Annotated in this window: 12 protein-coding genes; 5 read left to right on the top strand and 7 right to left on the bottom strand. The window is 66.9% G+C overall.

Features of this window, described 5'->3' with window-relative positions; translation table 11 throughout:
• The first annotated feature begins 26 nt into the window (after positions 1-26).
• Complete coding sequence (locus LMA02_RS28105) at positions 27-1,316, top strand: MFS transporter (protein WP_228908386.1); 1,290 nt, start codon at positions 27-29, stop codon at positions 1,314-1,316.
• 36 nt (positions 1,317-1,352) lie between these two features.
• Here the strand turns inward: LMA02_RS28105 and LMA02_RS28100 are convergent, their stop codons facing one another.
• Positions 1,353-3,536: a TonB-dependent siderophore receptor gene (locus LMA02_RS28100; RefSeq protein WP_228908385.1), complete on the bottom strand. Its 2,184-nt coding sequence runs from the start codon at positions 3,534-3,536 to the stop codon at positions 1,353-1,355.
• Positions 3,537-3,944: 408 nt separating this feature from the next.
• Between LMA02_RS28100 and LMA02_RS28095 the strand changes: the two genes are divergently transcribed.
• Entirely contained in the window at positions 3,945-4,391 is a 447-nt protein-coding gene (locus tag LMA02_RS28095) for a hypothetical protein (protein WP_228908384.1), read from the top strand.
• A 61-nt stretch (positions 4,392-4,452) separates the two neighbouring features.
• On the opposite strand, the gene LMA02_RS28090 is transcribed toward LMA02_RS28095, so the two are convergent.
• From LMA02_RS28090 to LMA02_RS28070, 5 genes are all read right to left on the bottom strand, one after another.
• Positions 4,453-5,547, bottom strand: a complete 1,095-nt coding sequence (locus tag LMA02_RS28090) for a porin (RefSeq protein ID WP_228908383.1) — start codon at positions 5,545-5,547, stop codon at positions 4,453-4,455.
• A gap of 103 nt (positions 5,548-5,650) precedes the next feature.
• Entirely contained in the window at positions 5,651-6,994 is a 1,344-nt protein-coding gene (locus tag LMA02_RS28085) for an MFS transporter (RefSeq protein WP_228908382.1), read from the bottom strand.
• A 130-nt stretch (positions 6,995-7,124) separates the two neighbouring features.
• Entirely contained in the window at positions 7,125-8,186 is a 1,062-nt protein-coding gene (locus LMA02_RS28080) for an aromatic ring-hydroxylating dioxygenase subunit alpha (RefSeq protein ID WP_228908381.1), read from the bottom strand.
• Positions 8,187-8,234: 48 nt separating this feature from the next.
• Complete coding sequence (locus tag LMA02_RS28075) at positions 8,235-9,200, bottom strand: PDR/VanB family oxidoreductase (RefSeq protein ID WP_228908380.1); 966 nt, start codon at positions 9,198-9,200, stop codon at positions 8,235-8,237.
• Positions 9,197-10,276, bottom strand: a complete 1,080-nt coding sequence (locus LMA02_RS28070) for an aromatic ring-hydroxylating oxygenase subunit alpha (RefSeq protein WP_228910022.1) — start codon at positions 10,274-10,276, stop codon at positions 9,197-9,199. Before LMA02_RS28070 ends, LMA02_RS28075 begins: the two co-directional genes overlap by 4 nt.
• Positions 10,277-10,474: 198 nt before the next feature.
• Between LMA02_RS28070 and LMA02_RS28065 the strand changes: the two genes are divergently transcribed.
• Complete coding sequence (locus tag LMA02_RS28065) at positions 10,475-10,963, top strand: MarR family winged helix-turn-helix transcriptional regulator (RefSeq protein ID WP_166723434.1); 489 nt, start codon at positions 10,475-10,477, stop codon at positions 10,961-10,963.
• A 69-nt stretch (positions 10,964-11,032) separates the two neighbouring features.
• Here the strand turns inward: LMA02_RS28065 and LMA02_RS28060 are convergent, their stop codons facing one another.
• Entirely contained in the window at positions 11,033-11,779 is a 747-nt protein-coding gene (locus LMA02_RS28060; protein WP_228908379.1) for a TetR/AcrR family transcriptional regulator, read from the bottom strand.
• A gap of 171 nt (positions 11,780-11,950) precedes the next feature.
• Between LMA02_RS28060 and LMA02_RS28055 the strand changes: the two genes are divergently transcribed.
• Together LMA02_RS28055 and LMA02_RS28050 are read left to right on the top strand one after the other, a co-directional pair.
• Entirely contained in the window at positions 11,951-13,132 is a 1,182-nt protein-coding gene (locus LMA02_RS28055) for an isovaleryl-CoA dehydrogenase (protein ID WP_059532493.1), read from the top strand.
• Between the two features lie 31 nt (positions 13,133-13,163).
• Positions 13,164-14,771: a carboxyl transferase domain-containing protein gene (locus LMA02_RS28050; RefSeq protein WP_228908378.1), complete on the top strand. Its 1,608-nt coding sequence runs from the start codon at positions 13,164-13,166 to the stop codon at positions 14,769-14,771.
• Positions 14,772-14,787 lie beyond the last annotated feature (16 nt).

Below are 14,787 nucleotides of genomic sequence, written 5' to 3'. Positions count from 1 at the left end.
GCTGGTTTTCATCGGGAGAACCGACCATGAAGGCGGATGTCGCGCTTGCGCTGGACGCAGGCATCGAGGCACGGAACGAAGACGCGTTGTACCGGAAAGTGATACTGAGGATCGTCCCGCTGTTCTTCCTCGGTTTCATCATGTCCTACCTGGACCGCGTCAACATCGGTTTCGCGAAATTGCAGATGGCGGCCGATTTCGGCCTGACGAATGCGTCGTTCGCGTTGGGAGCGAGCGTGTTCTTTTGGGGCTACATGCTGTTCGAGATTCCGAGCAACCTGATCCTGCGGCGTGTCGGCGCACGCGCGTGGATCGCGCGGATCATGATCACGTGGGGAATCGTGTCGATCCTGATGGTCTTCTCGCGGAACGCGGTTGCGTTCTATTCGCTGCGGTTCCTGCTGGGCGTCTGCGAGGCGGGCTTCGTACCGGGCGTGATGTACTACACGAACACGTGGTTGCCGGCGCGGCGTCAAAGCGGCATGTATTCGCTGTTCCTGATGGCGTTGCCGATCGCCGTCGTGTTCGGCGCGCCGCTCTCCGGCGCGATCATGGAAACGCTGAACGGCGTGGCCGGCATCCATGGGTGGCAGTGGCTGTTCCTGCTCGAAGGGCTGCCGTCGGTGTTGCTCGGCGTCGTCATCCTGGTGCTGCTGCGAAACAAGCCGTCCGACGTGGATTGGCTGACGCCGCGCGAGAAGCGGATCATCGAGGCGAACGTCGCGACGGAGGCGGCCCTCAAGTCGCATCGCGTGGCTGATGCCTTCCGGTCGCCGAAGATCTATGCGCTGATCGTCGTGATGATCCTGTTCAACACCGGGTTCTACGGGCTGACGTTCTGGATGCCGACGCTGTTCCATGATGCAGGGGTGAAGAACAGTTTGACCGTCGGGCTGCTGACGGCCATTCCGTTCGGCGCTGCCGCCATCTGCATGTACGTGAACGCGAAGCATGCGGAGCAATCGGGGCGGCTGCGGCGGCACGGCGTGATACCCGTCGCGCTGGCGGCGGCCGGCCTGTTCGTCGCGACGGTGGCGCACGACAACTTCTGGCTCGCACTGGCGATGCTGACCGTCGCGACGTCGGGCATCCTGTCGTTGATGCCGATCTTCTGGACGCTGCCGGGGCGTGTGCTGTCCGGCCCGGCGGCCGCGGCCGGTTTCGCGCTGATCAACGCGTGCGGGAGCCTGTCCGGCGTCCTGGGCGCGACGATCATCGGCTATGCGGGCCTGCGGATCGGCATGACTGTCCTGGCATGCTTTCTGGCGGTGTGCAGCGTCGTGTTCTACCTGGTCTGCCCGGCCACGACGGACTAGCCGCAGGCCAGGCCGCCGCTGGCCGCGCGATGATCGTCAGAACGACACCGTCGTCGTCAGCGTGACGAGCCGCGGCTCGCCGACCGCGACGATCAGGTTGCTGTTGCTCGACGGATAGTAGGTCTTGTCGAGCAGGTTCTTCACGTTGAGCTGGATGCGCGTCGGGAACTTGCCGATCGTCGTCTCGTAGGCCGCGAATGCGTCGACGGTCACGTAGCCGGGCAGCGTGAAGCTGTTCGCGGTGTCGCCGGGCCGTGCGCCGACGAGCCGCGCGCCGCCGCCGAAGCGCCAGCGGCCGGGCAGGTTCCCGAGCGCCGTGTCATACACCGCGAACAGGCTGCCGGTGTGGCGCGCGACGTTGACGAGCGACGTGTTGCTGTCGCGATCGTTCGCGTTCGTGTACGCGTAGCTGCCGATCAGGCTCAGGTGCCGCGTGATCTGCCCCGCGACGTCGAGTTCGATCCCGCGCGAGCGCGCGGTGCCGATCGTCGACGTGATGTCGTCTACTGTTACCGCGACGTTGCGCTTGTCGATCTGGTAGGCCGCGAGCGTGCCGGTGATGCCGGGCTTCAGGTTGAACTTCAGGCCGGCTTCCAGCACGCGGCCGAATTCCGGCGCGAGCGGCGACGTGACATTCGACGCGACGTTCGGCTTGAACGAGCGGCTCACGTTCGCATACGCGGTCAGCGACGGCGTGAGCGCATACGCGAGCCCGAACTGCGGCAGCCACACGTTGCCGTGCGAGCGGTCGGCGAACGCGAACGGCCGCCCCATGCCCGATTCCTGCTGCCAGTCCTCCCAGCGCAGCCCGCCGACCGCGGTGAGCCGGTCGGTGATCTTCACCGAGTCCTGCACGATCATCGAATACGTGTGGACCAACGACCGCGAATCGCTCGACTTCGCGTTCGGCGTGCCGCCCGGCGCAAGCAGACCGTAGACGGGATCGTAGAGATCGAAGCCCTTGATCGCCTTGCCGCGGATGGTGTCGCCGCGGAAGCTGCGCTGCCGCTCGTATTCGCCACCGATGTAGAGCGCGTGATTCATCCCCGCGAGCGTCAGGTTGCCGAGCAGGCCGAGCGTCGCGATCTGGTCGGAGTCGTTGCGCCCGAGGTTCGCATCGGCCGTGCGCGTCATCGCGCCGGTCGCGCTGTTGAAGGTGGTGCCGCGGGCGATGTACTGATCGTAGCGGTCGCGGCCCCAGCCGTACGTCGCGCGCACGCGCCACGCGTCGGAGAAGCGGTGCTCGACGCGCGCACGCAGCGTTTCCTGGATCCCGCTGCTTTGCGCCCAGGCTTCCTCGTAGCGGCGATAGCGCAGCGAGTCGTCAGGGCGGCCGTTCACGAGCACGGTGCCCCGATCGAACGGCATCGTGTAGTCGACGTACTGGTAGCTGACGTCGATCGAAGTGTTCGCGTCGTGCCACGACAGCGCGGGCGCGATCAGCGCGTTGCGTTCGCGGCCGAAGCTGCGCCAGTAGCGGCTCGTGTCGTATTCGCCGGTGAGCCGGAACGCGAGCGTGCCGCCCGCGACCTGTCCCGGCTTGCCGAGCGGGCCCGTCAGGTCGAACTGCGCGCTGCTGCCGCCGTGGCTCGTGCGCGATGCGGAGATCGAGCCGCCGAACGTGTCCTCCGGCTTGCGCGTGACGAGGTTGATCACGCCGCCCGGGTCCTGCATCCCGTACAGCAGCGAAGCCGGGCCCTTCAGCACTTCGACGCGGTCGATCGTCGCGAGATAGCTGTGCAGCACCGGCGTGCGGACACCGTCGACCAGCACGGAGCCGTCGTTGTTCGAACCGAAACCGCGCTTGATGAATGCGTCGCGCGTGCCGCCGAGCGTGTTGGTCTGCGTGACGCCGCTGATGTTGCCGAGCACGTCGTCGAGCGAGCGCGCCTGCTGATCCTGCATCACGCTGCTGCTGACCACGGCGACCGATTGCGGGATCTCCTTGAGCGGGCGCTCGTCGCCGCCGGCGATGCTGCTGGTGCGCGGCTGGTAGCCGACGGTCGGATCGGCGACCGCCGATGCGTTGACGCTGATCGTCGGCAGTTCGCGTTCGGGCGGCGAAATGGACTCGGGTGCGGACGCGGGCGCGGATGCCGCCGCGGCAGGTTCGGTATCCGCATGCGCGCCGCTGGCGACGCAAAGGGTGATCAGGGCAGGCAGGCTCGCGCGCCACGGGCGCAAGGTCCGCGCGCGGCGGGGCGTTCGACGGGATGGCATGAATCGATGAATGACGGAGTGCTAAGGACGAGGGCACAGGCCGCAGCGCTTCACTGCGCCGCTGCGGCAGGATGCGCATGATATACGTAATGAGAATCGTTTGCAATTGTAATGAGACCGATACGGACCGTGCCCCGCGATTGCCGGGCCGTCGGCCGTCTGCTACCGTAGCGGCCAAAATCAGACGCAGTGAAATTCATTGAGAGCCGGGGGCCGCACCATGTCATCTTCCCGTCACGTCGCGTGCAGCGCGAGCGCGAACTCGTGCGCTGCGGTCGACCACGCGGGTGGTGAAGTGATCGCAGCCGTGTTCCGCCATTCGAACGAATAAAGCAACGGAAGCGAATTCATCCGGCGTAGCGCCGGGCTTCAATCACTTCAATCACCACGCTAGAGGGGAGACCACCCATGAACAAGATTTCCGCGCCGTTCGCGGCGGTGACGCTTGCGTCCTGCACGCTGCTGGCGGGCATTCAGCAGACCGCTTGCGCGGCTTCGGCCGCCGAGCCCACGATCGACGCGCATTACGGCGCAGTGATCGAGGCCTACACGCGGGACATGGCCGCCGCGAAGACGAAGTACGACGGCAAGCGCCTCGTGTTCGTCGGCGCCGTGATCCGGATGGGCAGCGACCCGGGCGGCACGTACTTCGGCGCGCTGACGACCGACGGCGAACAGTTCGATACGCACTTCGACGTGGCCGATCAGGCTGCGCTGAAACCGAAATTCCCCGGCGGCGAGATCAAGCCGTTCACGGCGTCCGCGAATTTCCGCTTCAGCTGCGTGAACGAAGGCTATATCGATGCGCCTGTGTTGCCGGGGCTGAAGCTCGCGCATTGCCGGCTGGAGGGCTGACGTCCGGCACGCGCGGTTCGCGGGCGGCGGCGAGCCGCCCGCAACGGCGCTGCCCGGGGCGTCAGAATTTCTGCTGAATCCCGGCCATGACGCCGAGCTGGTTGCTGCCTGTCGCGACGGTTCCGCCCGCGGCCACCGCATTGGCGGCGGTGGCGCTGTTGAACATGTAGCCCACCGACGTATAGACGGTCGTCCGCTTGGACAGGAAATAGTTCGCGCGGCCGACGAGCAGCGTGGCGTTCGTGCCGCCTTGGCTGTTTTCGCGACGCTGCAGGTAGCGCACGCCCTGCAGGTCGAGTGCGAGGTAGGGCGTCGCGTAGTACGTGCCGCCCGCGAACACGATGTCGGCCTGCAGGTGTTCGGCCGCCGCGAGGTTGCGGCGGATCCACCCGGCGCCGAGTTTCGCGGGGCCGATCTTCACGTAGCCGGCGACGATGTCGCGCGTGTCGGTGTACGCCGGATTGTTCAGCGGCGCGAGCGCGCCGCCGCCGCCGCGCATCACGTCGTGCGAGGCGGCCAGCCCGAAATTGCTCGCGTCATAGGCGAGCATCGCCGTGTACTGCCGGCAGGCGACGATGTCGCCGGGCACCTGGCCGGCGCAGCCCGTCGCCGACGGTCCTGCCGGCCCGGCCGCGTCGCGGCCGAAGCTGTAGGTGGCGCCGAGCGTCACGCCGTGGAACGTGCCTTTGTAGCCGATTGCATTGTCGCTGCGCGCGTTCGGCAGGTAGGAGTCGAAATCCGCCATCGAATGAATCGACGGGCCGATCACGTCGGCATTGGTCAGCACGATCATCGACATGTTCATCTGGCGGCCGAGGGTCAGCGCGCCGAACGGACTGTTCACGCCCACGTTCGCCTGTCGCCCGAACAGGCGCCCGCCATAGTTCAATGCGCCGGTGCCGGGCTGGAAGCCGTTTTCGAGCACGAAGAAGGCCTGGTAGCCGCCGCCGAGATCCTCCGTGCCTCTGAGGCCCCAGCGTGACGGCACCTCGCCGGTCAGCGTCGGCATCCCGGTGAACGACCCGCCGTGCGCGGCGTTGTTGTAGTAGGACACACCGGTATCGATGATCCCGTACAGCGTGACGCTGCTTTGCGCGCCGGCCGGTCCGGCCAGCGCCATTGCCGTCGCGAGCGCGACGCCCAGTTTCGTTTTCATGGCTGTCTCCAAACAGTATGTAGATCTACTTATCGTTTTTTTCATTGCCCCGGACCTGCCCGGGGTACCGATGGGTATCGGTCAAGCCTGCGGGTGTCGTGCGTTACGACATCGCCGGATCGCGTTGCCGGTGCGGTGCCGCGGCGCGCGCGCCCGCCACGGCGACGGCGATTGCCGCACCAGCCAGCGGCACGAGGAACGCGAGATAGAGATGGGACACGGACCAGCCGTCGTCCAGCAGCGCGCCGACCGTCATCGGCGACAGGATCGCGCCGAGACGGCCGATGCCGACCGCGAGACCGATGCCGGTCGTGCGGATCTCGGCCGGATACGGCGTCGGCGACAGCGCATACATGCCGGCCACGCACGCGTTGATCACGGCACCGAGGAACACCGCGACCGTCATGCCGATGCCGAGCGAGCCGGTGTTCGCGCCGAACACGACCATCAGCACGCCGCCCAGCAGCAGCGTCGCGCCCAGCAGGTTGCGCAGGCCGAACCGCGTCGACAGCAGGCTGAAGAGCGACGCGCCCGCGATGCCGCCGAGATTGAGCAGCACGCCGCCGGTCACGCCCTGCGATGCCGACATTCCGGCCTGGACCAGCAGTTTCGGCGTCCAGCTCACGACGAAGTAGAAGCTGCCCATCACGAGAAAGAACGCGATCCACAGCGCGATCGTGCGGCGCGTGAGCGGTGCGCGCAGCACGGCCGTCCAGCTCGACGCGGGGTTCGCCGTGTCGATGGAAGCGGTCGCGGCCGGCAGCGTGTCGATCGGCGCGCGCTTCATTCTCGCGAGGATGCGGTTGATTTTCGGCAGCGCGTTGTCCGGACGCCGTGCCAGCAGGAAGTCGAGCGATTCCGGCAGCAGCGCGAGCACCATCGGGATCGACATCAAGGTCAGGATGCCGCCGAACGCGAACACGCTGCGCCATCCCCACGTCGACAGCAGGTAACCGGCGATGACGCCGCCGGCGGTGGCGCCGATCGCGTAGCCGGTCGACTGCATGCCGATCGCGGCGCTGCGCCATTTGTTCGATGCGTACTCGCCGCTGATGACGGTCAGGCTCGCCAGCATGCCGCCGATGCCGAGCCCCGTGTAGGCACGCGCGGCCGCCAGTTGCAGCGTGCTGTGGGTGGCCGCGCAGGCCAGCATTCCGGTCGAGATCACGGCGAGGCACAGCAGGATGATGCGGCGGCGGCCGACGCGGTCGGCCAGCGGCGCGATCAGCACCGAGCCGATGCCCATGCCGGCCAGCCCGGCGCTCAGCAGCAGGCCGATTTCCTTGCCGCTCAGTTTCCACTCGGCTGCCAGATGCGGCGCGGCAAACGCGATGGCCAGCACGTCGAAGCCGTCGAGCATGTTCAGCACGACGCAGGCCGTGACCGCCATCGTCTGAAACGCGCTCATCGGGGATTCGTCGATCGTATTGCGGATATTTGCGCTCACGTCAAAGATCCTTCATAAGAATAGTATGACTAATTGAATGGGATGAAATCGACGCACTGCCGTAGCGAATGGGACGAAAGCGAATGCGTGGGCTGACGGGCAACCCGGGTTACGCGCGCCGGCGCGATGGCTACGCGGGTTCGGGTTGCAGCAGCAGCCGCTCGATCACGCGCCGCGCGCGATTGGGGCCCGCGTCGACATGAATGTCGATCTGGCGGCGGTCCGGGAACCGCAGCTGATTCCGGTATTGCGCTTCGATCACGGTCTTGTCCTCGTCGAACGTCGCGGCGGATTGCTCGATGACCGTTCGCGCGACGCGTTCGATGTCGTGCTGCGGATTGGTCGCGACGGTCCAGAAGTAGTGCGTGGTCGTTTCCGTCTCGGGCGTGATGCCGTGGAAGCCGCGCATGTGAAAGCCGCCGCGCGCCGGATCGTGCAGGTCGCCGGTGCCGGCATCCATCGCGCCGGTCCAGATCCGGATGTGTGACACGTGGAATTCGATTTCCTGCCAGCGATCGACGCGGCCCGTGAACGGCCATGCCGCCGTGTAGGTCGGCGGCGGCTCCGAATCGGGCATGCGGCGGACCAGCGTCACCGTGTCGCCCTCGGTGCTGACGCGGGTTTCCGCGCCCATGTGCAGCGACGCGTTGCCGCCGATGGTTTTCAGATGAACATAGCCGAGGTGGCTCAGGTCCATCAGGTTGTCGTGAATCAGCTGATACGGCGCGTCGTAATGGTAGTTGCCGCCGCCGAACCGGTATTGCGGATCCGCATGGAACGGATAGCGCGGCGGCGCGCCGGTCGGTTCAGCGTGCGCGTCGGCGCCGATCCAGATCCATACGATGGCGTCCTGTTCCCGCACCGGATACGACGCCACGCACGCCTTCGCCGGAATCCGGTCCTGGCCGGGAATCTCCACGCAGGTGCCGCCGCGGTCGAACAGCAGGCCGTGATAGCCGCAGCGCAGGCCGCGCACCTCGAGCGAGCCGCACGACAGCGGCAGCGACTTGTGGCAGCAGCGATCCTCCAGCGCACCGACTTCCCCGGACGGCAAGCGGAACAGCACGACCGGGCGGCCGAGCAGCGTGCGCGCGACGGGTTTGTTCGTCAGTTCCGATGACAGCGCGGCGACCCACCATCGGTCGATCGGAAACTTAGTAGTATTGATTGGTGGTGCGGCATGATGCGCCATTGATCGTCTCCAGTATTGTGGTTTTCCGCCGCGCGCCGCGCGGTCCGTCTACAGATCGAGTACCAGCAGGTCGGTTCGCGATCGCGAACAGCACGGCATGAACTGGTCGCCGGCCGCTTGTTCCGCTTCCGTCAGATACGAATCGCGATGATCGGGCTGGCCTTCCAGCACGCGCGTCACGCAGGTGCCGCATACGCCTTGCTCGCACGACGTAAGAACCTCGACGCCGTTGGCCGCCAGCGCCGCGATCACCGTGCATGCGGCCGGCACGTCGATCACCTTGCCGCTGCTCGCGATCCGGACCTGGAACGCGCGATCCGCGGCGGACGACGCAACCGCGCCGCCGAAGAACTCGTAATGCAGCCGCTCGTCCGCCCAGTCGCGCTCGCGCGCGGCGCTTAGCACCGCATCCATGAAGCCGCGCGGGCCGCAGACGTACAGGTGCGTGCCGTCGGGTGCCGCGGCGAGCACCGAGGCCAGGTCGAAGCGTTGCGCGGGGTCGCCGTCGTCGACGTGGAAGCGGGCGCGGTCATGGAACCCGGCCGCGTTGATCCGCTCGACGAAGGCCATGCGGTCGGTCGAGCGCGCGCAGTAGTGCATGTCGAACGGGATGCCGGACGAGAACAGCCGCTCCGCCATGCAGAGAATCGGCGTGACGCCGATTCCGCCCGCGAGCAACAGGTGGTGCGGCGCGTCGGGCGCGAGCGGGAATTGATTGCGCGGGAGGCCGATCCGCACGGTATCGCCTTGCCGCACTTCGTCGTGAATGGCGCGCGACCCGCCGCGGCCGTCGGCATCGCGCAGCACCGCGATCTGATAGCGATCGCCGTGCTCCGGGTGATTGCACAGCGAGTACTGGCGCACGAGGCCGCCCGGCAAATGCACGTCGATATGGGCGCCGGCGTCGAAGCGCGGCAACGGCGAACCGTCGTCGCTGACGAATTCGAAGCCGCAGATGTCGCGCGCTTCCTGCCACTTGCGGGCCACCCGGACCGTCAGCGTCGCGGCGCTCATGACGCCTCCTTGATCTGCGCGACCGGAATCACGGGGCGCTGCGGGCTCGACGCATGTTCGTCGGCGAGCAGCCGCTCGATCACCTTGCGCGACAGCACGCCGCCGGCGTCGATGTTCAGCTTGAGCAGCTTGCGGTCCGGCCACTGCTCGAGGTTGAGCTGCTGGCGCTCGAGCATCTCGAGATCCTCGGCGAAGATCTTGCCCTGGCCTTCGCGGATCTCGGCGGTCAGCGCGTGATCGTCGGGCCGGAAGTTGCGCGCCATCCCCCAGAAGTACCAGATCGAGCTGTCCGTCTCGGGCGTGATGAAGTCGACCACGATCGACGAGGCCTTCAGCTCGGCCGGCGCGTCGTAGCCGCCGTGGCCCGCATGCGCGACACCCACTTCGATCATCACGTGGCTCGGCGGCGTGAAGCGGCAGATCTGCCAGCGGTCGACCGGCACGTCGTCGGCCAGCCCGTTGCCGCGCAGCGCCATCTGCCAGAACGGCGGAGGCATCACGTTCTGCATGAAGCGGCTCGTGACGACTTCGTCGCCGTTGGCGGTCGTCTTCGGCGGCGCTTCGTCGATTTCCTTCTGGCCGATGCTCGTCGCATGCACGTACGTTTCGTGCGTGAGGTCCATCAGGTTGTCGATCATCAGCCGGTAGTCGCAGCGGATGTGATACAGGCCGCCGCCGTGCGCCCAGGCCGGATCCTCGGCCCACGACAGCGCGGGCAGCCGGGCGGGATCGGCTTCGGACGCATCGCCCGGCCACACCCAGACGAAGCCGTACCGTTCGACGACGGGGAAGCTGCGAATCGGCGGGAAGCCGCCGACCCGCTGGCCCGGCATGCCGGCCGCCTTGCCGTTGCAGCCCATTTCCAGCCCGTGATAGCCGCACACGAGCACGCCGTCGCGCACGAATCCCAGCGACAGCGGCGCGCCGCGGTGCGGGCAGAAGTCCTCGAGCGCGGCGACCTGGCCGTCCGCCGCGCGGTAAAACACCATCGGCTCGTTGCAGATCTTGCGGCCCAGCGGCTTGCCGTCGATTTCATCGGGCGTGCAGGCCACATACCAAGCGTTCTTGAGAAACACGTTCATCGTCTCCTTCAGGGCAGTGCCGCCGTTACGCGGCACGTCGTCATTCCGTGTACTGAATGAGATTCAGTGTACGCATTGAGATTGGCGGGAGCAAGGCAGGCGGTATACTGGTTTTCCCGGGAAATGGCGCGAGGCAGCGCCATGCCGTCGGTGCACGCAACGGCGTGCGCCGCCTATGTCATCGACTCATCCATGGAAAAAACGAATCCCGCCGACGCGCCGGCATTCCCGCTCGATCTGTACGACGAACCCGGGCACCTGATCCGGCGCGCCCACCAGATCGCGGTTGCGATGTTCTACGAAAAGCTGGGCCGGGACGTGACGCCGGTGCAGTACGCGGTCCTGCGGATGCTCTACGAATGCCCGGGGCTCGACCAGGTGACGCTCGCGCAGCGGGTGGCGCTCGACACGTCGACGACCGCGGATCTCGCGGTCCGGCTCGAAGCGAAAGGATTGATCGTCCGCGAAGTGCTGCCGCGGCGTCAGCGGCGCCTGCTGCTGACGCCGGCGGGCGTGGAACTGCTCACGCACCTGATTCCGTCGGTGAAGGAACTGCGTGCCGGCCTGTTCGACGGGATGGGGGAGGACGATTCGGAGGAACTGATGCGGCTGTTGCGCAAGTTCGTCCATCTGAACAACGAGCAGAGCCGCGCGCCGCTGCGGGTGGGCGAGGATTCGTAGCGGCGGGGGCCGCGACACAGCGCAGAAGAGGCGGCGGGGCGGCGGGGCGGCGGGCGAAACCCGCCGGCGTCACGCGCGTGACGCTTGCCCTTCCAGCCGCCGCACCGCTTCCGCGACCTCGTTCCTGAAGCGCACCAACGCCGCCTGCTCCGGCGCGGGCGGCTGCACGGCCGCCCACAGCATGTCGACCAGCTGCGTGGCCGTCGTTTCCGTATCGAGCTTGCGGTGCCCGAGGATCGCATCCCACAGCACGTGCTCGATCGGCCCGAACACCATCGAGCGCAGCAGGCTCAGCGGCATGTCGCAGCGCACCTGCCCGGCTGCCTGGCCGCGCGCGAGCACGTCCATCAACGGCGCCGTGTAGCGGCGCTGCAGCGCGGTGAGCTCGTCGCTCAGCGCATGCTGCTTCGCACGACCCTCCGACAGCACCAGCGCGCACAGCCCCGTGCCGTTCACCAGCATCAGCCGCAGGTGGGTGCGCACGATGAACGCGAACTGCTGCTGCACCGATGCCTCCACCGGCATCCCGTGTTCGAACGCGGCAATGATTTCGTCGTACCAATCGGCGATCACGCGTGCGCACAGCTCGCGCTTGCCGCGGAAATAGCTGAACACCGTCGCCTCCGACACGCCGACGCGCTGCGCGATCTCGGCGGCCGTCGCATGCTCGTAACCCTTTTCGGCAAACACTTCACGACCGGCGCGCAGGATGTCCTGCACGCGCTGCTGGGATTTGCGCCCGGCGGGTGCGCGCGACGGGTCGGCGCGGTCGGCTCTGGCAGTGGCGGTCATGGTGTCGGCGGGAGCGGCTGTCATGCTGCGATGATATCTGAGTATCACTCAAAAAACTATTGACGCCAAGCTGGACGAGGCGCGAAACTGTGCAAAATTTCCGCTGTATTGGCTTAATGAATCGACGCATTGATCCGATTTGAGCGAAACTCAGAAATCGGCGCGTGCGACCCACTTTCTGGAGACGGAGGAGACATGATCAACCTGCCCGGCGTGCAATTCATGCTCGGTGAAGACATCGAGATGCTGCGCGACGCCGTCGCGACGTTTGCGGCGAAGGAAATCACGCCGCGCGCGGCGGAGGTCGACCGCACCGACCAGTTTCCGATGGATCTGTGGAAGAAGTTCGGCGATCTCGGCGTGCTCGGCATGACGGTGGCCGAGGAATACGGCGGCGCGAACATGGGCTACACCGCGCACATGGTCGCGATGGAGGAGATCTCGCGCGCCTCGGCGTCGATCGGCCTGTCGTACGGCGCGCACTCGAACCTGTGCGTGAACCAGATCCACCGCAACGGCACCGACGCGCAAAAGCAGAAGTACCTGCCCAAGCTCGTGTCGGGCGAACACATCGGTGCGCTCGCGATGAGCGAGCCGAACGCGGGCTCCGACGTCGTCAGCATGAAGCTGCGCGCGGACAAGCGCGGCGACCGCTACGTGCTCAACGGCACCAAGATGTGGATCACCAACGGCCCCGATTGCGACACGCTCGTCGTCTACGCGAAGACGGACATCGACGCCGGCCCGCGCGGCATCACCGCCTTCATCGTCGAGAAGGGGATGAAGGGCTTCTCGGTCGCGCAGAAACTCGACAAGCTCGGCATGCGCGGGTCGCACACGGGCGAGCTCGTGTTCCAGGACGTCGAGGTGCCGGAGGAGAACATCCTCGGCCAGCTCAACGGCGGCGTGAAGGTGCTGATGAGCGGCCTCGACTACGAGCGCGCGGTGCTCTCGGGCGGCCCGACGGGCATCATGGCCGCGTGTCTCGACGCGGTGGTCCCGTATATCCACGACCGCAAGCAGTTCGGCCAGTCGATCGGCGAGTTCCAGCTGATCCAGGGCAAGGTCGCCGACATGTACACGACGTTCCAGGCATGCCGCGCCTACCTGTACGCGGTCGGCCGCCATCTCGACTCGGCGGGCAGCGACCATATTCGCCAGGTGCGCAAGGACTGCGCGGGCGTGATCCTCTATACGGCCGAGAAGGCCACGTGGATGGCCGGCGAGGCGATCCAGATCCTCGGCGGCAACGGCTACATCAACGAATACCCGGTCGGTCGTCTGTGGCGCGACGCGAAGCTGTACGAGATCGGCGCCGGCACGAGCGAGATCCGCCGGATGCTGATCGGCCGCGAACTGTTCGCGGAAACGATGTAACGCCCCACGTCACGCGAACGGAGCCCCGTCGATGCCGATCATCGAATCGAAACTGAACCCGCGTTCGGAAGAATTCCGCACGAACGCCGCGGCGCTGGAGGCGGTCGTCGCCGACCTGCGCGCGAAGATCGAACAGCTCGCGCAAGGCGGCGGCCAGGCCGCGCGCGACAAGCACCTGTCACGCGGCAAGCTGCTGCCGCGCGACCGGATCGCGCAACTGCTCGATCCCGGCGCGCCGTTCCTCGAGTTCTCGCAGCTCGCGGCGAACGGCATGTACAACGACGACGCGCCCGGCGCGGGCGTGATCACCGGCATCGGCCGGATCGCGGGCCGCGAGTGCGTGATCGTGTGCAACGACGCGACGGTCAAGGGCGGCACCTACTACCCGATAACCGTGAAGAAGCACGTGCGCGCACAGGAAATCGCCGCGGAAAACCGGCTGCCGTGCGTGTACCTCGTCGACTCGGGCGGCGCGAACCTGCCGAACCAGGACGACGTGTTTCCCGATCGCGACCACTTCGGCCGCATCTTCTTCAACCAGGCGACGATGTCCGCCGCGGGGATCGCGCAGATCGCGGTCGTGATGGGCTCGTGCACGGCGGGCGGCGCGTACGTGCCGGCGATGAGCGACGAGTCGATCATCGTGAAGAACCAGGGCACGATTTTCCTCGGTGGCCCGCCGCTCGTGAAGGCCGCGACCGGCGAGGAAGTGAGCGCCGAGGATCTCGGCGGCGGTGACGTGCACACGCGCCTGTCGGGCGTGGTCGACCATCTCGCGCAGAACGACGCGCACGCGCTGTCGATCGCGCGCAACATCGTCGATCATCTCGCGCCGAAGATCGCGACGCCGGTCGCGCTGCGCGAACCGAAGCCGCCGCGCTACGACGCGAAGAGCCTGTACGGCGTGATTCCGGTCGACACGCGCAAGCCGTTCGACGTGCGCGAGGTGATCGCGCGCATCGTCGATGATTCGGAGTTCGACGAATTCAAGGCGCGCTTCGGCACGACGCTCGTCACGGGCTTCGCGCACATCTGGGGCCATCCGGTCGGGATCATCGCGAACAACGGCATCCTGTTTTCCGAATCGGCCGTGAAGGGCGCGCATTTCATCGAGCTGTGCTGCCAGCGCAAGATCCCGCTCGTGTTTCTGCAGAACATCACGGGCTTCATGGTCGGCCGCAAGTACGAGAACGAAGGCATCGCGCGCCACGGCGCGAAGATGGTGACGGCCGTGTCGAATGCGAAGGTGCCGAAGTTCACGGTGATCATCGGCGGCTCGTTCGGCGCGGGCAACTACGGGATGTGCGGCCGCGCGTTCGGTCCGCGCTTCCTGTGGATGTGGCCGAACGCGCGGATTTCGGTGATGGGCGGCGAGCAGGCCGCGTCGGTGCTCGCGACCGTGCGTCGCGACGGCATCGAGGCGAAGGGCGGCTCGTGGTCGGCCGAGGAGGAGGATGCGTTCAAGCAGCCGATCCGCGATCAGTACGAGCGCCAGGGGCATCCGTACTACGCGAGCGCGCGGTTGTGGGACGACGGCGTGATCGACCCCGCGCAGACGCGCGACGTGCTCGGGCTCGGCCTCGCCGCGTCGATGAACGCGCCGATCGACGACACGCGCTTCGGCGTGTTCCGCATGTAACGGCCGGGAGGGCTGA

Source organism: Burkholderia sp. B21-005, from assembly GCF_020843965.1.
Classification (GTDB): Bacteria; Pseudomonadota; Gammaproteobacteria; order Burkholderiales; family Burkholderiaceae; genus Burkholderia; species Burkholderia ambifaria.
Note: the sequence above shows the minus strand (reverse complement) of the source record. Positions and strands in the feature narration are given on the sequence as shown.

Coding starts and splice junctions, on each gene's coding strand:
- LMA02_RS28105 (WP_228908386.1), top strand. CDS start 27: ATGAAGGCGGATGTCGCGCTTGCGCTGGACGCAGGCATCGAGGCACGG.
- LMA02_RS28100 (WP_228908385.1), bottom strand. CDS start 3,536: ATGCCATCCCGTCGAACGCCCCGCCGCGCGCGGACCTTGCGCCCGTGG.
- LMA02_RS28095 (WP_228908384.1), top strand. CDS start 3,945: ATGAACAAGATTTCCGCGCCGTTCGCGGCGGTGACGCTTGCGTCCTGC.
- LMA02_RS28090 (WP_228908383.1), bottom strand. CDS start 5,547: ATGAAAACGAAACTGGGCGTCGCGCTCGCGACGGCAATGGCGCTGGCC.
- LMA02_RS28080 (WP_228908381.1), bottom strand. CDS start 8,186: ATGGCGCATCATGCCGCACCACCAATCAATACTACTAAGTTTCCGATC.
- LMA02_RS28075 (WP_228908380.1), bottom strand. CDS start 9,200: ATGAGCGCCGCGACGCTGACGGTCCGGGTGGCCCGCAAGTGGCAGGAA.
- LMA02_RS28065 (WP_166723434.1), top strand. CDS start 10,475: ATGGAAAAAACGAATCCCGCCGACGCGCCGGCATTCCCGCTCGATCTG.
- LMA02_RS28060 (WP_228908379.1), bottom strand. CDS start 11,779: ATGACAGCCGCTCCCGCCGACACCATGACCGCCACTGCCAGAGCCGAC.
- LMA02_RS28055 (WP_059532493.1), top strand. CDS start 11,951: ATGATCAACCTGCCCGGCGTGCAATTCATGCTCGGTGAAGACATCGAG.
- LMA02_RS28050 (WP_228908378.1), top strand. CDS start 13,164: ATGCCGATCATCGAATCGAAACTGAACCCGCGTTCGGAAGAATTCCGC.